Annotated in this window: 25 protein-coding genes and 2 riboswitches; of the genes, 8 read left to right on the top strand and 17 right to left on the bottom strand. The window is 38.5% G+C overall.

Annotation, left to right across the window (positions count from 1 at the left end):
• From QFZ72_RS13720 to QFZ72_RS13700, 5 genes are all read right to left on the bottom strand, one after another.
• Positions 1-648, bottom strand: a complete 648-nt coding sequence (locus QFZ72_RS13720; protein ID WP_223435463.1) for a precorrin-8X methylmutase — start codon at positions 646-648, stop codon at positions 1-3.
• A 1-nt stretch (position 649) separates the two neighbouring features.
• Positions 650-1,447 (bottom strand): precorrin-6A reductase, encoded by a 798-nt coding sequence (gene cobK, locus QFZ72_RS13715; protein ID WP_307434110.1) that lies wholly within the window; start codon positions 1,445-1,447, stop codon positions 650-652.
• Positions 1,444-2,325 (bottom strand): sirohydrochlorin chelatase, encoded by an 882-nt coding sequence (locus tag QFZ72_RS13710; RefSeq protein ID WP_307434108.1) that lies wholly within the window; start codon positions 2,323-2,325, stop codon positions 1,444-1,446. The genes cobK and QFZ72_RS13710 overlap by 4 nt, the downstream gene beginning before the upstream one ends.
• 23 nt (positions 2,326-2,348) lie before the next feature.
• Positions 2,349-3,971 (bottom strand): precorrin-3B C(17)-methyltransferase, encoded by a 1,623-nt coding sequence (gene cobJ, locus QFZ72_RS13705; RefSeq protein WP_307434106.1) that lies wholly within the window; start codon positions 3,969-3,971, stop codon positions 2,349-2,351.
• Positions 3,972-4,366: 395 nt separating this feature from the next.
• The gene (locus tag QFZ72_RS13700) at positions 4,367-4,741 is read right to left on the bottom strand and encodes a (2Fe-2S) ferredoxin domain-containing protein (protein ID WP_307434105.1); all 375 of its coding nucleotides are present in this window, start codon (positions 4,739-4,741) and stop codon (positions 4,367-4,369) included.
• Between the two features lie 126 nt (positions 4,742-4,867).
• Positions 4,868-5,057, bottom strand: a riboswitch (cobalamin riboswitch).
• Between the two features lie 319 nt (positions 5,058-5,376).
• Positions 5,377-5,571, top strand: a riboswitch (cobalamin riboswitch).
• 146 nt (positions 5,572-5,717) lie between these two features.
• On the opposite strand from QFZ72_RS13700, the gene QFZ72_RS13695 reads away from it, so the two are divergent.
• From QFZ72_RS13695 to QFZ72_RS13680, 4 genes are read left to right on the top strand one after another with little or no spacing between them, the layout of a single operon-like run.
• Entirely contained in the window at positions 5,718-6,476 is a 759-nt protein-coding gene (locus QFZ72_RS13695) for an energy-coupling factor ABC transporter permease (protein WP_307434102.1), read from the top strand.
• The gene (locus QFZ72_RS13690; protein WP_307434100.1) at positions 6,477-6,752 is read left to right on the top strand and encodes an energy-coupling factor ABC transporter substrate-binding protein; all 276 of its coding nucleotides are present in this window, start codon (positions 6,477-6,479) and stop codon (positions 6,750-6,752) included. It begins immediately after the preceding gene.
• A gap of 24 nt (positions 6,753-6,776) precedes the next feature.
• Positions 6,777-7,559 (top strand): cobalt ECF transporter T component CbiQ, encoded by a 783-nt coding sequence (gene cbiQ / locus QFZ72_RS13685; protein WP_307434098.1) that lies wholly within the window; start codon positions 6,777-6,779, stop codon positions 7,557-7,559.
• A 25-nt stretch (positions 7,560-7,584) separates the two neighbouring features.
• Positions 7,585-8,427, top strand: a complete 843-nt coding sequence (locus QFZ72_RS13680; RefSeq protein WP_307434097.1) for an energy-coupling factor ABC transporter ATP-binding protein — start codon at positions 7,585-7,587, stop codon at positions 8,425-8,427.
• 89 nt (positions 8,428-8,516) lie between these two features.
• Here the strand turns inward: QFZ72_RS13680 and QFZ72_RS13675 are convergent, their stop codons facing one another.
• From QFZ72_RS13675 to QFZ72_RS13650, 6 genes are all read right to left on the bottom strand, one after another.
• Entirely contained in the window at positions 8,517-8,975 is a 459-nt protein-coding gene (locus tag QFZ72_RS13675; RefSeq protein WP_307434095.1) for a DinB family protein, read from the bottom strand.
• Positions 8,976-8,993: 18 nt separating this feature from the next.
• Entirely contained in the window at positions 8,994-9,815 is an 822-nt protein-coding gene (locus QFZ72_RS13670) for a helix-turn-helix domain-containing protein (RefSeq protein ID WP_307434093.1), read from the bottom strand.
• A gap of 215 nt (positions 9,816-10,030) precedes the next feature.
• On the bottom strand, positions 10,031-10,159 hold the full coding sequence (locus QFZ72_RS13665; protein ID WP_307439764.1) for an antibiotic biosynthesis monooxygenase family protein: 129 nt from the start codon (positions 10,157-10,159) through the stop codon (positions 10,031-10,033).
• The gene (locus QFZ72_RS13660) at positions 10,147-10,275 is read right to left on the bottom strand and encodes a hypothetical protein (RefSeq protein WP_307440048.1); all 129 of its coding nucleotides are present in this window, start codon (positions 10,273-10,275) and stop codon (positions 10,147-10,149) included. The genes QFZ72_RS13665 and QFZ72_RS13660 overlap by 13 nt, the downstream gene beginning before the upstream one ends.
• Before the next feature lie 15 nt (positions 10,276-10,290).
• On the bottom strand, positions 10,291-11,064 hold the full coding sequence (locus QFZ72_RS13655) for an SDR family NAD(P)-dependent oxidoreductase (protein WP_307434092.1): 774 nt from the start codon (positions 11,062-11,064) through the stop codon (positions 10,291-10,293).
• Positions 11,065-11,206: 142 nt separating this feature from the next.
• Positions 11,207-11,791: a YtxH domain-containing protein gene (locus QFZ72_RS13650; protein ID WP_307434090.1), complete on the bottom strand. Its 585-nt coding sequence runs from the start codon at positions 11,789-11,791 to the stop codon at positions 11,207-11,209.
• Between the two features lie 188 nt (positions 11,792-11,979).
• On the opposite strand from QFZ72_RS13650, the gene pepF reads away from it, so the two are divergent.
• Entirely contained in the window at positions 11,980-13,794 is a 1,815-nt protein-coding gene (pepF, locus tag QFZ72_RS13645) for an oligoendopeptidase F (protein ID WP_307434089.1), read from the top strand.
• Between the two features lie 387 nt (positions 13,795-14,181).
• Here pepF and recQ read toward each other — a convergent pair whose 3' ends face one another.
• Positions 14,182-16,305 (bottom strand): DNA helicase RecQ, encoded by a 2,124-nt coding sequence (gene recQ, locus QFZ72_RS13640; protein ID WP_307439762.1) that lies wholly within the window; start codon positions 16,303-16,305, stop codon positions 14,182-14,184.
• Between the two features lie 118 nt (positions 16,306-16,423).
• Positions 16,424-16,621: a cold-inducible protein YdjO-related protein gene (locus QFZ72_RS13635; RefSeq protein WP_070875891.1), complete on the bottom strand. Its 198-nt coding sequence runs from the start codon at positions 16,619-16,621 to the stop codon at positions 16,424-16,426.
• Between the two features lie 253 nt (positions 16,622-16,874).
• Between QFZ72_RS13635 and QFZ72_RS13630 the strand changes: the two genes are divergently transcribed.
• Positions 16,875-17,048 (top strand): hypothetical protein, encoded by a 174-nt coding sequence (locus QFZ72_RS13630; RefSeq protein WP_307434087.1) that lies wholly within the window; start codon positions 16,875-16,877, stop codon positions 17,046-17,048.
• The gene (locus QFZ72_RS13625; protein WP_307434085.1) at positions 17,038-17,238 is read left to right on the top strand and encodes a hypothetical protein; all 201 of its coding nucleotides are present in this window, start codon (positions 17,038-17,040) and stop codon (positions 17,236-17,238) included. The genes QFZ72_RS13630 and QFZ72_RS13625 overlap by 11 nt, the downstream gene beginning before the upstream one ends.
• Here the strand turns inward: QFZ72_RS13625 and QFZ72_RS13620 are convergent.
• The 3 genes from QFZ72_RS13620 to QFZ72_RS13610 form a co-directional block, all read right to left on the bottom strand.
• A complete protein-coding gene (locus QFZ72_RS13620; RefSeq protein WP_070875893.1) occupies positions 17,217-17,426 on the bottom strand; it encodes a cold-inducible protein YdjO-related protein in 210 nt (69 codons plus the stop codon). The genes QFZ72_RS13625 and QFZ72_RS13620 overlap by 22 nt on opposite strands.
• 284 nt (positions 17,427-17,710) lie before the next feature.
• Positions 17,711-18,823 carry an ATP-binding protein gene (locus tag QFZ72_RS13615; RefSeq protein ID WP_307434082.1) on the bottom strand — a complete coding sequence of 371 codons (1,113 nt, stop codon included), beginning with the start codon at positions 18,821-18,823 and terminating at the stop codon, positions 17,711-17,713.
• Entirely contained in the window at positions 18,798-19,490 is a 693-nt protein-coding gene (locus QFZ72_RS13610) for a cobalamin B12-binding domain-containing protein (RefSeq protein ID WP_307434080.1), read from the bottom strand. Before QFZ72_RS13610 ends, QFZ72_RS13615 begins: the two co-directional genes overlap by 26 nt.
• Positions 19,491-19,722: 232 nt before the next feature.
• Between QFZ72_RS13610 and QFZ72_RS13605 the strand changes: the two genes are divergently transcribed.
• Positions 19,723-20,895 carry an alanyl-tRNA editing protein gene (locus QFZ72_RS13605; RefSeq protein ID WP_307434079.1) on the top strand — a complete coding sequence of 391 codons (1,173 nt, stop codon included), beginning with the start codon at positions 19,723-19,725 and terminating at the stop codon, positions 20,893-20,895.
• A gap of 5 nt (positions 20,896-20,900) precedes the next feature.
• Here the strand turns inward: QFZ72_RS13605 and QFZ72_RS29475 are convergent, their stop codons facing one another.
• Complete coding sequence (locus tag QFZ72_RS29475) at positions 20,901-21,119, bottom strand: SDR family oxidoreductase (RefSeq protein ID WP_373464692.1); 219 nt, start codon at positions 21,117-21,119, stop codon at positions 20,901-20,903.
• Between the last annotated feature and the right edge of the window lie 16 nt (positions 21,120-21,135).

Here is a 21,135-nt window from a genome sequence, read left to right as displayed (position 1 = left end):
TTAATCCTTTTCAGCTAGAAGAGAGATTGCATTTAGAGCCGCAACTGTAATCGTACTACCGCCTTTTCTACCTATATTTGTAATAAAAGGTACATCTAATTTTGCTAACTCTTCTTTTGATTCAGGAGCTGAAACAAATCCTACTGGAAGCCCGATGACTAAACTTGGCTTTGCTTCTCCTTCTTTAATAAGTCGAATTAATTCCAATAATGCAGTTGGAGCATTCCCGATTGCGAAAATCCCGCCATCAAATTGCTTAATTGCTTTCCGCACTGAAATGATTGCACGAGTTGTATTTAATCGTTTTGCTTCTTCCATTACATCTTGATCGGAAATATAAACATTCACGCTTCCGCCATGTTTTTCAATTCTCCCTTTACTGACTCCACTTAGGATCATTTGAACATCCGCATAAACCTGTTCACCATTTCGGATGGCATTTATCCCTGCTTTGATGGCGTCGTCATGAAAAAGCATACTATGTCCTAATTCGAAATCAGCAGAAGCATGAACAACCCGCTGAACAATCTTGTACTGCTGTTCTGTAAAAGCATGTTCACCAAACTCTGAATCTATCATGTTAAAACTCAATCCCTCAATTTCTTGAGGCTGTACAGTTAAAGGCTTAAATTCCGTACGAAAATCCATCTTAATTTCCTCCAATGTATCCATTTATTTTTGGGTTATTTAGAATTTCATTTATATGTGCCAGGATATCCGAAAAATCCGAATAAGCATTTCCATAGTTAATCTTTGGTCTCTTTATCATGATCGTTTCAATGCCAAGTTCGATTGCAGCTTCTAATTTTTCATCAACAGACCCTGCTTTTCCGCTTTCCTTTGTAATCATTGTTGTAACTCCATATTGCTTGTAAAGCGCAAGATTAAACTCCTTTGTAAACGGACCTTGTATAGCAACGATGTCCTTTTGCGGCAGGCCTAACTGCTCACATTTCTCCATATTATCTTTTCTTGGCAGCATCCGGGCAATCACACGAGTGTCAGGCTGATTTAGAAGTTTCTGAGTAAATGTCTGCAAGGTCTTGCTTCCTGTAGTGAGCATAATAACTCCCTTTTTTTCAGCTGCTTTTTCTGCAGCTTCCTCATAGCTGTCGACCATTGTTATTCCGTTATTTTCATATGATTGTGATTCACGTTCATAGCGGATGTATGGAATATCAGCTTCTTTCGCTGCTAAAAGAGCATTTTTACTTGCTTCTTCCGCAAATGGGTGACTAGCATCGACAACCGCATAAAATCCTTGTTCTCTTATAACTCTCACAAAATCCTCACTTGTCAGCCGGCCAACATACACATCTAATCCAGCCTTCCTCATTTCCTTTCCGGCATTTTCAGTAACTACAGTCGTCAGCAGTTTATATCCGGCCTCTTTTATCATGATGGCTAACGATCTTGCATCACTCGTTCCAGCTAAAAATAGAATCATAGTTTTTGTGCCTCATGATGGTGGTGGTGATGGTGATGATCATGGTCATGATCGTGATGATGGTGATGATCAATATGCTCCATTGCTTCAATACGGTAAAGGCATGTATCACAATTCATTTTCACGTCACCTTGCAACGTTTCCTCAATTCGGTCTTTGATAATTGTTTTTAATCTTGAGTGAAACCCGAAATAACCGGCCAGCTTGAACTCAACACTCCGATGTTCGTTTCCGAATTCTTCCATCATATTTTCAAGACGTTTAATTAAAATACCAGTGAATAAAAAGAATGGTAATATAATGATCTTTTTCGCACCTAATTTAATGCAGCGCTCTACCCCTTCTTTAATTAATGGATCCGTTACACCCATAAATGCAGGTTCTACTAACCTATAATTTAATTTTTCCCATAATAAGCGAGCAATTTTATATAAATCACTATTCGCATCTGGATCGCTGCCGCCTCGACCCAGCAAAATTACAGCCGTGTTTTGTTCAGGTTCTGTTATGGTACCGTCAACTTCTTCTAAACGATCTTTACAAATTTCTACCGTTTCCTCGTGAATTCCGAAAGGTCTTCCGTATGTAAAGTGAACCTCTGGATACTTTACTTTTGCTTCATCAATGGCTGCTGGAATATGAATCTTTGAATGTCCAGCTGCTAATAACATCATTGGAATAATAAAAACACTTGTTGCCCCTTTTTCAACACACGTTTGAATGCCTTGTTCAATTGTAGGTGTTTCAAACTCTAAGAAGCACGTTTCGATTAAAAGCTCCCGGTCGAGTTGCGGTTTTAAATCTTCTATTGTTTTTCTTACCTGCTCATTTCCTTCTGAATCCCGGCTTCCGTGTCCAACTAGTAAAACAGCTTTCATATATTTCTCCCCTACCCTTTAAATTAGTCTCCACATGGAGCTGGTTCGATTTCTATCTTCGGTGTCATGTCCTTATAGGTATAGCCTTGAATATTTCCAACACGCTTAAAGTACTTAAAAAATCTTTCATTTGGATGACCATTCTCTTTATACTCGTATATAATATTTTCAATTACCTTCACTATTTTATCTGGCTCAATTCCTTCCGCCACAGGCTGTCCGGCATGAGCTGTTCTCCCTACCGTTTTCGCTCCCAAAAACAAATCAAACTTTCCTTTTCTAAAAACAATTCCAATGTCTTCGTTTACTGCACCAAAGCACGCCATACCGCAACCATTGAAGCCAAGCTTCAGCTCTTTAGGCAATTCGAGTCCACTTAGCTTTTGGTGTAACTCTTCAGCATGAGGAATCGAATCCTTTTTCTCACCTTCGCAGAAATCACAAGCTTTCAGCTGAAAAACATCACCAATAGGTTCTAATAGGAAACCTACACCTCTTAATTTTTGAGTAATGACCTCAGGACTCGCAGTTGGAATCTTTAAATATATTTGATGGTGCGGCGTATATTCCATTGTCCCCTCATCACCGACTACCTCAGCGAGAGTTATCATTTGGTCTGGTGTAAACTTCTTATTTGCGATTCCTGGACTTACAGCTAATTCAAAGATCGATACTACTGGATTATTAACAGTCTTGTTTTCTTGAATACTTTTAGGTACATCTTCTACTTTACTAAGAGCTTCTAGAGCTAATTGTAAGGAGGAATGAATATCACGTTTAGTATTTACTTCAATACTATGATCAGCTTCATTCTTTCCTTTATGGAGTGCCCATGGTTCATTTTCATGTCTCAAGCGTTCATGCGGCTTTAATCTTTGTTCATTTGTATTTAATGTATACTTCCTTTGATACCCCCTTGGAGTAATCATTTTATTATCGTAAAAAAACGTAGACGAATTCCCAATGACTACAGTCGTCAGCATTCCGATATCGTAATCAAGCATATGGGCAAGATCAGTTATCACAATCTTTTCGCTCTCACGATATGCACTCTTCACTAGCCCAACAGGTGTATCGGGTGATCGATAGTGTAATAATATCCTTTGTGCCTCTTGAATTTGTCTTGTGCGGCGTCCACTCTTTGGGTTATACAGAGCTACAACAAAATCAGCTTGTGCTGCCGCTTCAATTCTTTTTTCAATTAGATCCCATGGTGTTAAATGATCACTTAAACTAATCGTACATGCATCATGCATGATTGGTGCCCCTAGGAGAGAAGCACAGGAATTAATGGCTGATATACCAGGGATAACCTCAACACTTACACCTGTTTCTTCTTTCCAGCCTTTTTCAATCAATACCTCATAGACCAGGCCTGCCATCCCATAAACACCTGCATCACCACTGGAAATGACAGCAACTATGTTTCCTTCTTCAGCAAGACGAACAGCTGCTTGAGCACGACTTACTTCCTCAGACATTCCTGTACTAATAATTTCTTGATCGGTTAAGAGATTTTCTATTAACTCAACATATGTTTTATATCCAATGATATAGTCGCTCTCTTGTATGGCTTCCTGAGCTCTATTTGTCATATGTTCAAAACTTCCAGGTCCAAACCCAATTACAAGTAACTTCCCTCGCATGTATACTCCTCCTTTCAAACTATCAGCCAACATTAAAATAACGAACCCTAACCTAAACGTTTCCGAGATTATATGCAGAAAAAAATGGCATTCCAACCGTCTGCAACACCAGTGAGATCTGTAATAAATGGAATTAGAGTTTTCATCCTGCTCTAATTCCATATTCATAAACTCTCTTGTTGACGAAAAATCAAAAATAAGTGTGAAACTAACCGTAAGTTTCAGTGTATGTAAAGTTGTTTGAGGAATCCGTCATTTAACATAAGTGGAAACAGTCCATTAATCCGCATAAGGGTGTGATCTCCCAAGGCATACTTGATCTCCTTTTTATTCCAAATCTCAAATCAAATTCATGCTGCTAAATTAGGAAACTTAAAGATGACAAGTTAACCGCCTCATTTTATTGGTTTGGATATTCCGATTACACACTCTGTTTTTTCAGGAGCAGCAAAACCTTGTTGATTATATTTGTAAATAACGGCTTCTTCTAAAATTTCTTCCCCTGCCAAATGTTTCTGTACGATTTTACTGCCTAGTTCCGGAGTAATCGCCTTGTACCATGTTCCTTCAGGATACACAATGACAACACAAGCATCCTTGCATCTTCCGTTACAGCGTGTTCTTGTCGTATGTATGGCGGCATCAAGATTCATATTTGCGACTTCCTCCCTAATCGCCTGCGTTACCTCCTCGCCTCCTTTCCTCATACAGCTGCTGCCATTGCAAATCAATACATGATGTTTCGTTTCCCTCAAATTCCAAGTTGTCATTTTAGCACTTCCAGTCTATTATTTTTAAAAAAATAAAAATGCACCCCTATATAGATAGAGGTGCACAAAAAATACATAGCAAAAGAACATAGCATTTTCTACTACACATCTACCTATAAGCCCGTAGGTATGCGTAAAAGATAGGCAGGTCTCCTGACTAAGGTTCATTGCTTTATTGCGTCTTCCCGAATACTATCAGTGACATTTGCAATATAGCTCCCCATTACAGTGGCGGGTACCGCGACGGCTTTTCACCGTACTTCCCTTTTGATCAAAATCTTGGTAAGATTTTTGAACCTATCTTTAACTTATTTAATTATTATTCTTAATGTTATTATTATTTCATAAATTTGTCTATTTCGATATTCATATTAAACAAGAATTCAGAAATTAGCAAACTACTTTTTAACAAATCGGACAACAAAAAAATCCGTCCAATTATTTTGGCGGATAAAACGGAAGCGCCAAATCACATTAAAATAAGCCATTTCCCCTGCTATTCATTTCACCGTTCCCCCGAAGAAAAAGAAACTTTAATACTAAATTTAAAAAGGACACAAAACCTATATTGTTCACGCTAAATTATATAAAAATAAATAGACAACTGCTAAACCTTATAGTAAGGTATAGACAAATTAACCAATCTTAACAGGTGCCATGCATGTGAAAGAATGTGTATAGCTTAAAAGGGAAGCTCGGTGTAAGTCCGACATGGTTCCCGCCACTGTAAATCTGAGCGACCTGCATAATGTCACTGCTTTTTAAAAAGCGGGAAGACGCAGGAAGCAGTGAAGATGAGTCAGGAGACCTGCCTGTATAAAGAACATAATGTGACCTACGGGAAATAGGGAGGTGTGTGCGAAGGGATATTGATGTGTCTGTATGCGGGCGGACCATTGTCTTGTAAGCATTTAAACTTCTAGTGGGTTTAAATGCTTTTTTATTTTGGCAACAACTATTTTAAGGGAGATTAAGGATGAAAACAAAATCATGGCGGGTTTCACTTATCATGCTGCTTGGATTATCAAGTTATTTTTGGCTGAATTCGTACGAAGAAGTTTATGCTATGCATATCATGGAAGGTTTTTTGCCTTTTGGCTGGGCGGTTTTTTGGTGGGCTGCAACACTTCCCTTCATACTTGTCGGCTTGCGTTCTATACGTAAGAAGCTTAAAGAAAACCCTGAATTGAAAACAATGCTTGGCCTGTCTGCTGCTTTTGCGTTTGTATTATCTGCCTTAAAGATTCCCTCGGTAACAGGCAGCTGCTCTCACCCAACTGGAGCAGGTTTAGGAGCCATATTGTTTGGACCTACAGCAATGAGTGTATTGGGTACGATCGTTCTATTATTTCAGTCATTGTTATTAGCGCACGGCGGTTTGACAACATTAGGGGCAAATGCTTTTTCCATGGCAGTCGCAGGTCCGTTGTTAGCATATGCGATCTTTAAGATCAGCAGAAAAATGAAGATATCGTTTGCAGTTTCTGTTTTTTTGGCAGCTATGCTAGGAGATTTAGGTACATACTTAGTTACTTCAGTCCAATTAGCGCTAGCATTTCCAGCTGAAGTGGGCGGATTTGCAGCATCTTTTTCAAAATTTGCCGCCATCTTCGCCTTTACTCAAATTCCGTTAGCAATTAGTGAAGGATTATTAACGGTTATTGTTATGAATTTACTTCAAAAATATAATATGCCTGAATTAAATCAACTTCCTGCTGTTAAGGAGGTTAGGTAAATGAAAAATTTTATTTTGTTTTTATTCGTTATTGTGTTGGCGATTATTCCCTTATATCTTCAAAAAGATGCTGAATTTGGCGGGGCTGACGGTCAAGCAGAAGAGGTTATTGAGGAAATTGCGCCTGCTTATGAGCCTTGGTTCAGTTCCATTTGGGAGCCGCCAAGCGGTGAAATCGAAAGTTTACTATTTTCTTTACAGGCTGCGACTGGGGCGATTGTCATTGGTTATGTAATCGGATTTGGTCGTGCCAGGAAGAAATATTCCTCTAAATAATGAGCAGAAACAAGGGATCCTATGTTGAAAATCGATGATTATGCTTATACTAGTGCATTAAAAGATGTTCATCCAATTGAGAAGGTCGGGTTTGCTTTTTCTTATTTACTATTTACGATCATTACAAAGAATATATGTATTGCTTATCTAACATTTATTTTGATGAGTGCAGGCATTGTTTTAGGGGCGAAAATACCATTTTATTCCTATGTAAAGCTTCTTCTGTTACCTTCTTTTTTTCTGTTTTCCAGCGTAGTTGCCATTCTCGTTTCAATTGCTCCTGCGAATAGCAAAATCTTAAATGCAATATGGAGTATTCAAATGGGATCATGGCAACTATATGTTAGCCCATATAGTATAAATCAGGCCTACCATCTCGCTGCAACTGTCTTAGCATGCGTGAGCTGTTTGTACTTCCTGATTCTGACTACAACTCTGCACCAGTTGATTTGGGTATTACAAAAAGGAAACCTTCCGGCACTTTTTATTGAATTAGTGGGACTGACTTATCGCTTTATCTTTGTACTTTTGGATAATATGCATGAAATCTATCTTGCACAATCCAGCAGACTGGGTTATCAGAATTATAGAGTTTGGATATCTTCTATCGCACAACTTATCGTTGGTCTTTTTATTAAATCGATACGTTCTGCCAGAGAATTGCAAATAGCAATAGACAGCCGCGGCGGAGATGAGGGTTTGTATGAAGTGGAATTGAATTTGAAGTATAATCGCTTCCATTGCGCAGGAATTATTCTTTCCATGGCAGCACTTTTTGCAATAGCCATTTTAACAAAGAAGATTTAATGAAAATTTAAAAGGGGCATCAGCAGTGAGATCACCAATCCTTTCGTTTGAAAATGTTACTTATAAATATGCAGATGGTACTATTGCGTTAAAAGATATTTCATTATCCATTGAGCATGGGAAGAAGATTGCCTTAATAGGCAATAATGGAGCTGGAAAATCAACATTGTTCTTGCTTCTAAATGGTATTTTAAAACCAACGGACGGTAACATTAAATTCAAATGGAAAAAACTAACGTATACACGTAATGAGATCCGGCAAATTCGCAAACAGGTAGGAATTGTCTTTCAAAATCCTGAGACTCAGCTTTTTTCATCAAGTGTTTATGAAGATATCAAATTTGGCCCTAAGAATTTAGAAATGTCTCCTGAAGAGTTAGAAAAAACAGTTCACGAGGCGATGATTTTAACAGAAACGGAATCTTTGAAAGATAAACCACCCCATTTTTTAAGTATCGGCCAAAAGAAAAGAGTTGCAATTGCAGGAATTATTGCAATGAATCCAGAGTTAATGATATTGGATGAGCCAACTGCAGGGCTTGATCCCTATTATTCTATGAAAATTATGGAGTTACTGAAAAACTTGAATAATGAAAACCGTACGATTTTACTATCTACCCATAATGTTGATCTTGCTTATGAATGGGCTGATGAAGTCATTATTTTAAATAACGGAAAGATTATTGCGCAGGGTTCTCCTGAAGAAGTATTTCAAAATGCAGAAGCTATCCAACAAAGTCATTTAGAAAAGCCTTGGGTGATGGAGATTTTTGAAAACCTTGCTGAAACAAAACTTCTTTCACAAAAAAATTATCCTAAATCCAAAAAAGAGTTATTTGAAATAATGAGTACATTAAATAAATGCTAATTTGATAGGGTCCGTTAATAGGTATGATTTACATTTAATTATTTCATTAAAAAGCATTCGATGTTCAGGGACATCGAATGCTTTTCTAATTAATTTTTCTTAACATACATCGGCAGTTCTTTATGTCCAAGCATGCGAGCATATACAAATAGATTTCCTTTATGATTTACTTCATGCTCAATTCCCATTTTAATTAGTGCGGACCCGGGAACTTTGAAACCGAATACATCTGTTAAATCAATGACTTGATTTAAATCTTCATCTGTTAAAGATTCAAGGATCTGCACCGTTTTTTCCGTATAGAGCTCTGCAAGTTTCAGCAGGTTCGTTTCCGTTATTTCTGCTTCCTGCATGAGCGGCTGTGCATTTCCTGCTTTCACTACAGCTGTAAATTTGTACATCGAAGTCAGCATATGAGTAATCAGTTTTTCCGTCGTCATGGATGTTTCAGCAGGTTTAAATTCAGGGTTATCATGCTGCATTTTTGATATTAATTCCAGTGTTACAGCTCGGTGTGATAGAAAATGGTTAATCAATTTTGAATTCATTAAATGGCCTCCGGCAAGTTATTTAGCAAATCCCATGAACTGCTTCAGCATAGAAAGGCCATATTTACGTTCATCTCTCGATTTTTGATGCTGCTGAACAAACGCAAGAAACTTTTGCTCGCGAATTTCAATATGTTTTTTGGCGAGCTCCCGTTCGTATCTGATTTCTTCTTGATACATATCCCTTTCATTGCTTGACGTTTCATGGATCACATCAAGCTTATCATGAAGCGCGGAAAATTGTCCTTCAGAAGCACTCAGCTGAACTTTAGATTGTTCATTAAGCTTTTTATGAAGGGCTGAGAATTGACCCTTTGCAGCACTCAGCTGAACTTTAGATTGTTCATTTATCTTATTATGAAGCGCCGAGAATTGACCTTTTGCAGCACTCAGCTGAGTTTTGGAATGCACATCAAGCTCCTGCTTGACCGTTCTCTTCATTTCATCAATCAGCGTCAGCTCCAGCTGATCCATTTTCAGCTCCAAAATAGAAATATCCTGTTTCCCTTTTTCTTCGATTAAATTAAAGATTTCCTCAAGCGCAACCTTTATATTTTTCTTTGCTGAAAGTTCAATATCTGTATCAGCCTTTGCTGCAGCAGTCTCAGATTTCCCGTTCATGTTCAGCATTTGAATAATCGTTTCATGGTCAAGCTGACTGTCTTTTAAGTGCTTAATTTTACGAAGCACCTCAATATTTTCTGGCGAATACACACGTGCATTTTTATGATCCCTCTCGATATCCAGATATGCTGAGAATTCCAGTTCCCACATTTTTAAAATATAAGAAGATTCCCCAAGCAATGAAGCAACCTTTGAAATATTTAATGTTTTCCCCATTTAAAACCCCGCCTTTTCTAATTTTTTGTTGCTATATCATTCGAGGCGGGTATAAGAGGATTCCTGCAAGTCGACAAAGGTTCTAAAATAAAGTCATCATCCTATGTATTCATGTGTTTTTCGGCATTTTCTGCTTACTGTGATTTTTATAATTACTCTTTTTCCAGGGAGTATTCTTTCTCGATTTTACAAATTTCCGCTTTATAATCAGAGTACTATTTTTCTTTTCCAGCTTTCTGCGCTCTCATATGCTCGGTGTACTGCTTCCATTCTTTTATGGCATCAAGAGAATGCCAATAGGAAATGGTGATTCCGAATCCTGCGGGTTCTCTCATACTCTCCATGTGAAGAAAGCCAGGCTGTTTTTTAGCGGCTTCTTCCAAGGCTGCAGCCATTTTTTCATAACCGGCACAGCCTTATCTGTTCGCTGTGAAGTGAAAATAACTGCATATGTATCCAATGTTTCTAACTCCTTCTAAAACCCTTGTATAGTCATGCCGCCATCAACAAATAATGTTTGGCCAGTAATGTAGCTTGCAGCATCTGATCCCAAAAATACAGCTGGTCCGACAAGCTCTGGCAGCTGGCCAATTCTTTTTAACGGGGTGACAGCTAAAATGTCAGATACGTATTTTTCGTCGCTCAATATTTTTTCGGTAAGAGGTGTTTCAAAATACCAGGGACCAATAGAGTTAACGGCAATATTATGCTGCCCCCATTCAAAGGCCAGTACTTTTGTCATTTGAATCATCGCCGCTTTTGTCTGGGCATAGACGACGCCTGTACGCAAAGCGGTATGTCCTGCAACGGAAGAAATATTAATGATTCTGCCGCCATTTCCCTGCTGTTTCATCAGCTCTCCCGCTTTCTGTGACATAAAAAAAGCAGATTTCAAGTTTGTATTCATAATCGTTTCCCATTCTTCCTCTGTTACATCAAACGCTTTAGACCGGATATTCATTCCGGCATTATTGATTAAAATATCTATAGCTGGATTGATCTCTTTTATTTGCTCAAATGCCTGATTTATACTGTTTTTATCTGTAACATCGGTGACAATCGGAAAAGCTTTTTGCCCCATTGCTTTAATTTCGTCTGCAGCCTCAAGAAGATCACCTTCTGTTCTGGAAAGCAATACAACATCTGCTCCTGCTTCTGCATATCCAATGGCTAATGCTCTTCCAATTCCCCGTCCTGCTCCTGTAATAACGGCAAGTTTGTTTTTCAGATGAAATGATGGTAAATACATGCTAATCCCTGCTTTCAATGAAATATCTCTTATTTTATCATAAAGTTCCGATTTTTCTGTTTTATAAAGTAACTCTTTAAATGGCAGATTGCTAGTTTTAAAACACAAAAAAAGAGCAGACATTTGTCCGCTCTTCCTGCTATTAAAATTTTCCAACATTGCTTCCTGGAATGGAAGTATGTGTTTCTGGTGTTTCTGGTGCTTTTTTAGATCCAGAACGATTTGTTTCAGATCCTCCTGTTAACTCACTGCCAGCTTCTTTTACCTTTGAACCGATTGATGCCAGATCTTTTTGTGCGTCTTTAGCTGTAGAAAGTGTATCATTTGAAATTTGAACGACGTCATTCACGTTATCCATAACATCTGCATTTAAACGGTCATAGAGTTTTTTTGCCTCATTGATTGCATCTTTTAAAGAATCCGCTGCACTTTTAAATTGTGATACCATTTGATTTTTGACTTCACCTGGATTTTCTTTTACTTGTGTAAAAACATCAACAGATGAATCCTTCAAATTAACAGCTGAGTCTTTCACTTGATTTCGGGTTTTACGGTCAAATAAGGTGACTAGTCCTCCTACAACTGCGCCTGCTAATATTCCCTTTACCAGCTTGCTGTTATTTTTATCTTTGCCTTTTTTTGCAATGCTTATCTCAGTCTTCGAAATTTCAGTTGGTGCTGGTTCTGATCCCAGTGTATTGTTTTGGTTTGTATTATAGATTGTCATTGTATTAATCCTCCTGTTTAGTTAATGTCCTACTCCCTACATACCCACCTTCTTAATTAAATGAAACCTATTAATTTAACATCTTATAAAATTTTTAATAATTTAGAATAATCTGTTCATATTTTCTTAGAAGATGTATAATTACTTAGGAACACGAAAGATCAATATTCGTTTGGAGGGAATGTCCATTGGAAAAAACGATTGAAAAACGTTTATATCGCTATGAAGTGCCAGCAGAACTGACATGGAATTTAAAAGATTTGTTTGAAACACATCAGGATTGGGAGTCAGAATTAGCGACCATAGAACGGGACGCCGCACAAATCAGAACATATAAAGGGAAGCTCGGTGACGGTGCAAACTCTCTATTGGAATGCCTTCAAGCTGAAGAAAATTTATCAAAAAGAATAGTCAGAGCCGGAACCTACATCAGCCTGCAGCAATCTGCAGATGGAACAAATCCCGAGCATCAAGGAAATTACTCAAGGTTTGCTGCCGTTCATTCAAAAGCAAATGCAGATTTATCTTTTATAGAATCTGAACTATTGTCTCTTCCTGAGGGAACCATTGATGCATACATAAAGGAACAAAGCGGATTAGCGGCATTCAGCAAAAAATTAAAAGAATTGCTTCAGTCGAGAGTTCATCAGCTGTCAGAAGAAACAGAAGAAGTATTGGCAGCATTGGGAGAAGTCCACGGTTCACCTTACCGAATCTATCAAACAAGTAAATCTGCTGATATGGATTTTGACACAATTGAGGACGAAAATGGAAATGTGCTGCCGAATTCATTTGCTCTTTATGAAGATCGCTATGAATTTACACCGAATACATTTGTAAGAAGAAAAGCATACGATTCTTTTGTCATAACACTGAAAAAATATAAAAACACTTTTGCAGCCACTTACGCTACTGAGGTGAAAAAACAGATCACGGTTTCACGCTTAAGAAAGTATGATTCAGTAACAGACATGCTGCTGAAGCCCCAGCATGTGACAAAGGAGATGTATCATAATCAGCTTGATATTATTCAAAAGGAACTAGCGCCCCATATGCGAAGGTTTGCCTCCTTGAAAAAAAGGGTCCTGCAGCTTGAAGAATTGCATTTTTGTGATTTAAAAGCACCGCTTGATACAGAGTTTAATCCTAAAACGACCTATAATGAAGCTTGCCGTGTGATCTTAGAAGCACTTGAAGTAATGGGCCCTGAATATACACAAATTATGAAAAAAGCATTAACGGACCGCTGGGTTGATCTGTCGGATAATGTAGGGAAATCAACTGGTGCATTCTGTTCAAGCCCTTACGGTGTGCATCCATATATTCTTATCACTTGGCAGGATACGATGAGAGGTGCTTTTGTACTTGCACATGAACTTGGCCATGCCGGACATTTCTATTTGGCAAACAAAAATCAGCGCATTATGAATACAAGACCTTCTACATATTTCATAGAGGCCCCTTCAACATTAAACGAAATGCTGCTTGGCAGGCATTTACTTAAGAATACGCAGGATAAACAAATGAGACGCTGGGTCATTCTTCAGCTCCTCGGAACGTATTATCATAACTTTGTTACACATTTACTTGAAGGAGAATTCCAGCGCCGCGTCTATGAAGCAGCCGAAAAAGGCATCCCGATTACAGCAAAGATGCTTTGTGATCTTAAAGGGAATGTGCTCTCCACTTTTTGGGGTGACGCGGTAACATTTGATGAGGGAGCCTCATTAACTTGGATGAGACAGCCCCATTATTATATGGGTCTCTACCCTTACACGTACTCAGCTGGACTGACAGCTTCAACCTTGGTTTCACAATTGATAGATGAAGAAGGAAAACCTGCAGTAGACCGATGGATCGGGGTGTTAAAAGCTGGAGGAACAAAAAAACCAGTAGATCTATTGAAAGATGCAGGCGTGGATATGACAAATCCTGAAGCCATCAGAAAAGCCGTCGCATATGTCGGCACACTTGTTGATGAGCTGGAGAAAAGTTATGAATAACAAGAAAAGCGGAACCGCCCGGTTAGCTCCGACAGACAGATAAGGATCCGCCAGAAAAGGCGCTTTTTGCCTTTACTGGGGGATCCGTTCTGGCCGAGGAGTTGGGCGGTGGAGCTGGACAACGGGAAAAGCGGAACCGACTGCTCAGACCCGACAGACAGATAAGAATTCACCCGAAAAGTCCGGGTTTGACTTTTTGGGTGAATTTGTTCTGGCCGAGGGGCTAAGAGGTGGAGCTGGACAATGAAAAGCGGAACCGCCCGGTTAGCTCCGACAGACTGATAAGGATCCGGCAATTAAGGAGTTCGTAATATAGTTTTGCCCTATAAATAAAGACCAGCTGGAATTCCAGCTGGTCTTCTTATTTCTCTATATCGTTCTTCCCTGTTAGTGAACCAGCTCTCTTTTTACAATGGCCGCTTTAATCATAAAATAGGTCACCTCATCAGGAAGGCATTCTTTAAGCGGCTTCAGCAGGCCATAGCCGTGTGTCCGGATCGCCTCTTCGATTTGTCTTTCATACTTGGCCGGGATCCAGGCATCAAAATCTATGTCAAGTCCCTCTTTGGCACAGCGCAGCAAATGATTTTCAATTGTTATCACCGACAAATCTCTTTTTTCAGCAATATCTTCTACACTCAGACCTTCTTTGTATAAGTGCAGGGAGTCCAGATAAGATGATTCTTTCCGCTCTTTTTTAACAGGAATCAACGTTTGAGCTGGCTGCTCTATATTAGGGTTCTCGTTTACATATGCGGTTATTTTCTCAATGAAGATTTCACCATACTTTTGCTGTTTCGTTTCTCCAACCCCCTGAACTGCAAGAAATTCTTCCAGCGACTTCGGCATTTTGGCACTCATATCCATTAAAGATTTATCTGAGAAAATTACGAATGGCGGAACATTTTCCTCTGTTGCAAACTGTTTTCTCAGCTCTTTAAGCTGCATGAACAGCCCGTCATTCGCTGCAGCTTCAACAATACGCATTTTTTCCTTTCTGTGCACTTCTAAATTGCCCTTTAGAACCTCTAGTCCCTTCTCTTCGACTACTAGAACGGGAAATTGCCCGCCAGTAATCGAAATATATTGTTCTGAAGTCAGGTAATCAATAAATTCGCTGACTTCTTTTGCTGTACGATGCTTTAAAATGCCGTATGTTGAAAGCTCATTAAATTTAAATTCCATCACTTTTTTGCTGGATGAACCCGTCAGTACCTGACTGATCATGGTTTTACCAAATCTTTGTCCCATTCTGATCATGCAGGAAAGAACCATTTGCGCTTCTTTTGTTACAACCTCATGCGTGCGCTCGTCCCGGCAATTGCTGCATTTTCCGCACGGTTCAGCTTCACTGTCCCCAAAGTAATTCAAAATAAATGATTGGAGACACCCTTCCGTATGGCAATAATCGCGCATTTGATGCAGCTTAACAAGCTCTGCCTGCTGTCTTTCTTTATGAAATGTTGACTGTTCAATTAAATAACGCTGTATTTGAATATCCTGCGGGGAATACAGCAAAAAACATTCACTGTCTAATCCATCTCTTCCAGCTCTCCCCGCTTCCTGGTAATAGCTTTCCATATTTTTAGGAAGCTGATAGTGTATGACATACCTGACATTGGATTTATCGATTCCCATGCCGAATGCGTTGGTCGCTACCATTACAAGAATATCATCCCTTAAGAAAAGGTCCTGCTGCAGCCCGCGCTGCACATCACTCATTCCCCCGTGGTATCTGCCTGCTTGAATTCCTTTTTTAATAAGACGTTCATATATATGATCTGCTTCTTTCCTCGTAGCAGCGTAAATAATTCCTGATTCGGTGCCGTTTTTTGCTATGTATCTTTCAATAAAGTCGTATCTGTTTTCACCTTTGTTTACATTGAATGATAAATTTTCCCTTTCAAATCCTGTTACTGTGGTATGTTGCTCTTGTATTCCAAGAGATGTGCATATATCTTCTTTAACAATTGGAGTCGCTGTAGCTGTCAATGCTAGAAAAACGGGATTTGATTTAAGCTCCGTTTTTAATTCTTTTATTCTTAAATAGCTCGGCCGAAAATCATGACCCCATTGTGAAATACAGTGGGCCTCATCGACAGCAACCATAGAAACATTCATTCTTTGCAGCTGCTCTAAAAACAAAGATGATTCTAATCTTTCAGGCGCAACATATAAAATTCGATAATTTCCTGCTTCTAAATCTAATAGCCTGGCACTTGTTTCTGTGTGAGAGAGTGTGCTATTGAGGAAGGTAGCAGGGATTCCTGCCTGATCAAGAGAGTCCACCTGATCTTTCATGAGTGAAATAAGGGGAGAAATGACGAGGGTAATGCCAGAAAATAAGAGTGCGGGGATTTGATAACATATGGACTTTCCGCCTCCAGTCGGCATAATGCCTGCTGAATGATTTCCATTCAAAACGCTGCTGATAATTTCTTCCTGTCCCGGACGGAATGATGAATAACCAAAATAGTGCTGCAAATGCTCTTTCGCTTGTTCTAACAAAATAATATCCCTCCTGAAAAATAACTGTACTCCAATTTTACATCCGCGGACTTAAATTAGCTATACCTCTAGCTGAAATCGAATTTTGTATAAATAAAAAAAACTCTAAAATAGAGTTTTTTTAATACTTTTTATGATTATTTATAACCTCAAGCACTTTTGTGCTTGCTTTCATTTCGCTTTTGCAGAGCGGACATACAGGTGTTTCGCTTTCACTGCTTTTAAAGTTATCGCGAACCCATCCTTTGCAGTCCTCAGACGTGCAAATCCATACCTTCGTTTCCTCTGTTACTATATCTTCTGGTTTTTTTCTATACATTCATGACTCTCCTCTCAGGTTCTGATTAATGAATAGCTTGAAACAGTTTTAGAAAAATCATAAACGTTAACTGGAAGAAAAAAATTCACCAATTATAAAAAGTACCCATTGCGTGATGACTCTTTATAAGTAGTGAATTAAAAATGCAATACTGCTAGATTATTTTATATGTTTTTACTGCATTTGTCAATAGATAATCCTATTTAAGGATAACCGCCCCCATGAATTAAGCTCGTTTCAGGAGGTGCCAATCATGGACTTAATTTTATATCTGATCTTTATACTCGCATACTTTATATTATTTGGCTTTGGATTCTTTTTAATAAGGAGAAAGGCAACAATCCCGGGAATTATTTTGGTTCTCGTTACTCTCGGGTTAATCATAGATAATGCGATTCTTGCATCAGGAGCATTAATTGGAGACTAGTATTTGGAGAAAAACGAAATGGCTGATTAAGCTGATTGGCAGTACCGTATCTTTACCAATACCAAGCTCCGCTGCTGCTAATGCGTTTGAACTAATCTTCATCCTTTCTTTATGGATTACATCCAGAAAAAGTCTGAAGGCTGCCCGGTTAAATCGGCAGCCTTTGTTCTATTTACTGAAAGGATTATAGTCCATTTTTATCTGTGGCAGCTCACGCACTTCTTCTGTCATCTGACTTCCGCACATCGGGCAGGACAGATCTTCCGTTGAAAAATCTTTTCTCATCCAGCCATTACAAGCTTCCGATTCACAAGCGTATACTGTTGTGTCTTCAATAATTGTAACGGGTTCTTCAGCACCCTTTTTAGCAAAGTACATGAGCATAACTCCTTTTTTTATATAGTATACGCTTATTAAACAAAAAATATTTATGTCATTTTTCTTTTTTCAATTGGAATCGAAACTTCTTAAAATATGTCTTTGAAATCGTATTTTCATACGTGTATTAAAGCAGTTTGATTCATGATCTACTATTCAATAGTTTGATGTGTTTCGGGAAACTTATCATTTTCAGCTTCTTTTTTAGGAGTATTTATGCAATAATTAACACTAATATAGTTGTACAAAAAAGCCGGATTGAATGATTCAATCCAGCTTTAGCACTATATATGAATAGGCAATGAAATGCTGAAGGCAGACCCTAGACCTTCTTCACTTGCAACTTCAATCCTGCCATTATTCGACATAACGATTTCAAAACAAACAGCAAGACCTATCCCTGTTCCTTGTTCCTTGGTTGTGAAGAATGGTTTAAAGAGAGAATCTACCGTCTCCTTTCCCATTCCTATTCCATTGTCTGTAATCTGAATAACAACATGTCCGTCTTCTATTCTGGTTGTAATTGCAATCATTCCATTATCTTTTTGATGACTGATTTGAATGGCTTCCATAGCGTTTTTAACAATATTCAGCAGCACTTGTTTCATTTGCTTGACATCAACCGTAACCATAAGATCAGGGTCATTCACAGTATAAGTCAGCTCACAATTTGATAGTATAGCTTCACTTTTACAAATCAGAATAATATCATTTATCAGTTTTCGAAGCAAAATGGGCTGTCTGTCTTTATTCTGCTCTTTAGAGTTATTTAAAAACTCATAGATGATATCGTTTGCACGATTTAATTCTTCTAAAGCAACATCAGCATAATGGCCTTTTCCGATTTCGATTAAATGAGGCTTTAGCTGCTGCAGAAAACCCTTTACGCTTGTAAGCGGATTGCTGATTTCATGGGCAATGCTTGCGGCAATTTGTCCAACAGTTGCCAGGCTGTCCTGCTTTATGGCAATCTCCTTCATCTGCTGAAGCGATTTCTCGAGCTGCTCCTGCTTTTCAAGCAAATTAAGGTTAGCATAAAGCAAATCATCTTCAAGCGTTTTTACGGCCTGGTAGATTTGATCAGCACTTTCTTCTTTATCAATGCAAAAGATATGAATAAAGTTTTTGCCCTCATATTGAATATAGACATCAAATAATGTCATCGGATTTGATTTCGTTTTTAAATTCAGTTCAATTTTTGTAATGGACGGCGTGTCCAAAATGAACTTAGCTGCTTTTTTCTTGCTTCCAATTCCTACTATATCGAGGAAATGGCTTTCCTCATCAAAGATATTAAACGTGCATTTTGAAACTGATACGATCCTAAGCTTTCGATCGACCAGAAAATAAGGAAATGGTATTTTGTCATATTTACTTGCGATTAATTGCATTTCCATGGCGATCATTCCTTGAGTTAGATTTTTCAATCCAGCTGCCGAGCTGATCAATGTTTTGAATCACCACGGTGTTGGGCGGGCAGTAATAATCGAGATCAAAATCGCTTGTCAAATTACCCCCGAGTATAATCGTCGGTGAGTAATTCAGTTTTTGCAGTTCATCCATATATTGAATAACAGTCGGGATGTTGCAGATTACACTAGTCGAAAAAGCAATCACATCCGGCTTCCATTTCTCCGCATACTGACAAATATTATCCATTGATACATTTGACTCAATACAGCTTGTTTCCCAGCCATATTCTTTAAATAAGAAAGAAGTCATCATCATTCCTATCGTATGCTCTTCATTTCTCATAGAAAGCAGCATAACGCGCGGTTTCATTGTTGCAGGCGACAGTATATTAGGTTCTTTATGTAATTGTTCCACTTTTAAATGGTAATAACTGGAGATCATAGATTTGCAGACAGCCGCTGCTACATATTCATCCGCCACAGTCGCCCGATTCAGTTCCCACAATTCTAAGACATTGTCCATGGTATCTGATAGAAATCCATACACTTGAGTACTGGTGGTATCTTCTTCAATCATACTCTTTAAGTAGTTCCATGAAAGAATGTGTTCGCCATCGATAAACAATTGACTCAACTCTTTAACGGGATTCATAGAAATCACCAACCCATCGTTTTCATCTTCTTATCTACCTAAAAACAGCTGTCAAGAGAGATTGTGCGGTAAATGGCATTATAGTTTAAGGGTAACACATAACTAGACTACTAGATACAAATATTCGTTCGCAGGGCGAATATTTCAAAAAATTTTACAAAACTGCCTCTCTTATGAGAAAAGCCAGAGTTTGATACAATAAATAAGAGAAGATTTGGAAAGGATGCTTTAAATGAATGAGAAACTATTTTATACCTCCCCTAAAACATTTGAGTGGAAAACAAAGGTTACGAGCAAAGAAGAACGCAACGGCTTAAAGCTGTTAAAATTAAAGGAAACCGCTTTTTATCCCGAAGGCGGCGGACAGCCTTCAGATCATGGCTGGATTGAATCTATTTCAATTGAAGGCCTGATAGAAGACGGAGAAGAAATCTATCATATCGTCTCTCGCTTTCCATCTGAAAAAGAAGTCACTTGTAAAGTAAACAGCAAACGGAGAATCGATCATATGCAGCATCATTCAGGTCAGCACCTCTTATCTGCTGTCTGCCTTGAATTATTTGATTATCAAACAGAAAGCTTCCACTTAGGAGCTGACACTGTAACAATTGATTTAAAGACGCCTCAATTAACCTCTGAGCAAATGAAGCTCATAGAGAGGAAAAGCAATCAATATATCTTTGAAAATAGAAAAATACATACGTTTTTCGCTGAAGAAAATAAATTGCGCGAATTGCCGCTGAGAAAACTGCCTGATGTTAAAGAAAAGATCCGGATTGTTCAAATAGAAGGAATTGATACGTCTGCCTGCTGCGGCACCCATGTTGGGCGCACGGGTGAAATCGGAATGCTTAAGCTTATTAAGACCGAAAAACAGAAAGGTATGATCCGTCTTCATTTTAAATGCGGTTTCCGTGCTCTATCGGACTATCAGAACATGCAAGAAACCGTTCAATTTGCAGGACAGTTTTTTCAAACGTCCGCGAATGAGATTTCTGCAAGATTAAAGGCAATGGATCAGGAAACAAAGCTGATTCAAAAAGAAGCAGAGCAGCTGAGAGCAGAAAATGCAGCTTTTACTGCAGAAAAAATGGAACTTGAACAAGATGGTTTGTTGGGTCATGGGCTGTTTGAAAAGAAAACTATTAAAGAGCTGCAATTGATTGCCTCCCGTTTATTAGAAAACGGAAAAGAATATGCTCTTCTGGCATCAGTCAGCGAAAATTGTGTTCTTTTCTCACAGAAAGGCACTGTTCATGCTGGCACCTTATTTAAAACCAATCTTGCTGACTTCGATGGAAAAGGCGGAGGCAGCGAAAAGCAGGCCCAGGCAAAATTTATTACTAACTCCGAAACAGAGCACTTCTTTTTACAAATAAAAGAAAAAATAGACCAGCTTATATAAGCGGTCTATTTTTTAAATCCAAATGTATTTCCGCCCTTTACTGGAATAGATTGGCCTGTTATGTAATCAGAATCTTCAAAAGTAAGGTAAGCGACTGTCCTCGCAATGTTTTCGGGAGTCCCCATGTGCTGCAGCAGAATGCTTGATTGATAAGCTTTTTGCCTTCTTTTAAAGATTTTTTTATTGTTGCCATATAATGTTTCTAAACAGTTAAAGGATGATATTCTTCCCTAGTATAAT

Source organism: Bacillus sp. V2I10, assembly GCF_030817055.1.
Lineage (GTDB): Bacteria > Bacillota > Bacilli > Bacillales > Bacillaceae > Bacillus_P.
Note: the sequence above shows the minus strand (reverse complement) of the source record. Positions and strands in the feature narration are given on the sequence as shown.

Excerpts from the sequence above, each read along its gene's own strand:
- QFZ72_RS13720 (WP_223435463.1), bottom strand. The coding sequence starts at position 648 with ATGGATTTTCGTACGGAATTTAAGCCTTTAACTGTACAGCCTCAAGAA.
- cobK (WP_307434110.1), bottom strand. The coding sequence starts at position 1,447 with ATGATTCTATTTTTAGCTGGAACGAGTGATGCAAGATCGTTAGCCATC.
- QFZ72_RS13710 (WP_307434108.1), bottom strand. The coding sequence starts at position 2,325 with ATGAAAGCTGTTTTACTAGTTGGACACGGAAGCCGGGATTCAGAAGGA.
- cobJ (WP_307434106.1), bottom strand. The coding sequence starts at position 3,971 with ATGCGAGGGAAGTTACTTGTAATTGGGTTTGGACCTGGAAGTTTTGAA.
- QFZ72_RS13700 (WP_307434105.1), bottom strand. The coding sequence starts at position 4,741 with ATGACAACTTGGAATTTGAGGGAAACGAAACATCATGTATTGATTTGC.
- QFZ72_RS13695 (WP_307434102.1), top strand. The coding sequence starts at position 5,718 with ATGAAAACAAAATCATGGCGGGTTTCACTTATCATGCTGCTTGGATTA.
- QFZ72_RS13690 (WP_307434100.1), top strand. The coding sequence starts at position 6,477 with ATGAAAAATTTTATTTTGTTTTTATTCGTTATTGTGTTGGCGATTATT.
- QFZ72_RS13675 (WP_307434095.1), bottom strand. The coding sequence starts at position 8,975 with ATGAATTCAAAATTGATTAACCATTTTCTATCACACCGAGCTGTAACA.
- QFZ72_RS13670 (WP_307434093.1), bottom strand. The coding sequence starts at position 9,815 with ATGGGGAAAACATTAAATATTTCAAAGGTTGCTTCATTGCTTGGGGAA.
- QFZ72_RS13665 (WP_307439764.1), bottom strand. The coding sequence starts at position 10,159 with ATGGAGAGTATGAGAGAACCCGCAGGATTCGGAATCACCATTTCCTAT.
- QFZ72_RS13655 (WP_307434092.1), bottom strand. The coding sequence starts at position 11,064 with ATGTATTTACCATCATTTCATCTGAAAAACAAACTTGCCGTTATTACA.
- QFZ72_RS13650 (WP_307434090.1), bottom strand. The coding sequence starts at position 11,791 with ATGACAATCTATAATACAAACCAAAACAATACACTGGGATCAGAACCA.
- QFZ72_RS13635 (WP_070875891.1), bottom strand. The coding sequence starts at position 16,621 with ATGTATAGAAAAAAACCAGAAGATATAGTAACAGAGGAAACGAAGGTA.
- QFZ72_RS13630 (WP_307434087.1), top strand. The coding sequence starts at position 16,875 with ATGGACTTAATTTTATATCTGATCTTTATACTCGCATACTTTATATTA.
- QFZ72_RS13620 (WP_070875893.1), bottom strand. The coding sequence starts at position 17,426 with ATGTACTTTGCTAAAAAGGGTGCTGAAGAACCCGTTACAATTATTGAA.
- QFZ72_RS13615 (WP_307434082.1), bottom strand. The coding sequence starts at position 18,823 with ATGGAAATGCAATTAATCGCAAGTAAATATGACAAAATACCATTTCCT.
- QFZ72_RS13610 (WP_307434080.1), bottom strand. The coding sequence starts at position 19,490 with ATGAATCCCGTTAAAGAGTTGAGTCAATTGTTTATCGATGGCGAACAC.
- QFZ72_RS13605 (WP_307434079.1), top strand. The coding sequence starts at position 19,723 with ATGAATGAGAAACTATTTTATACCTCCCCTAAAACATTTGAGTGGAAA.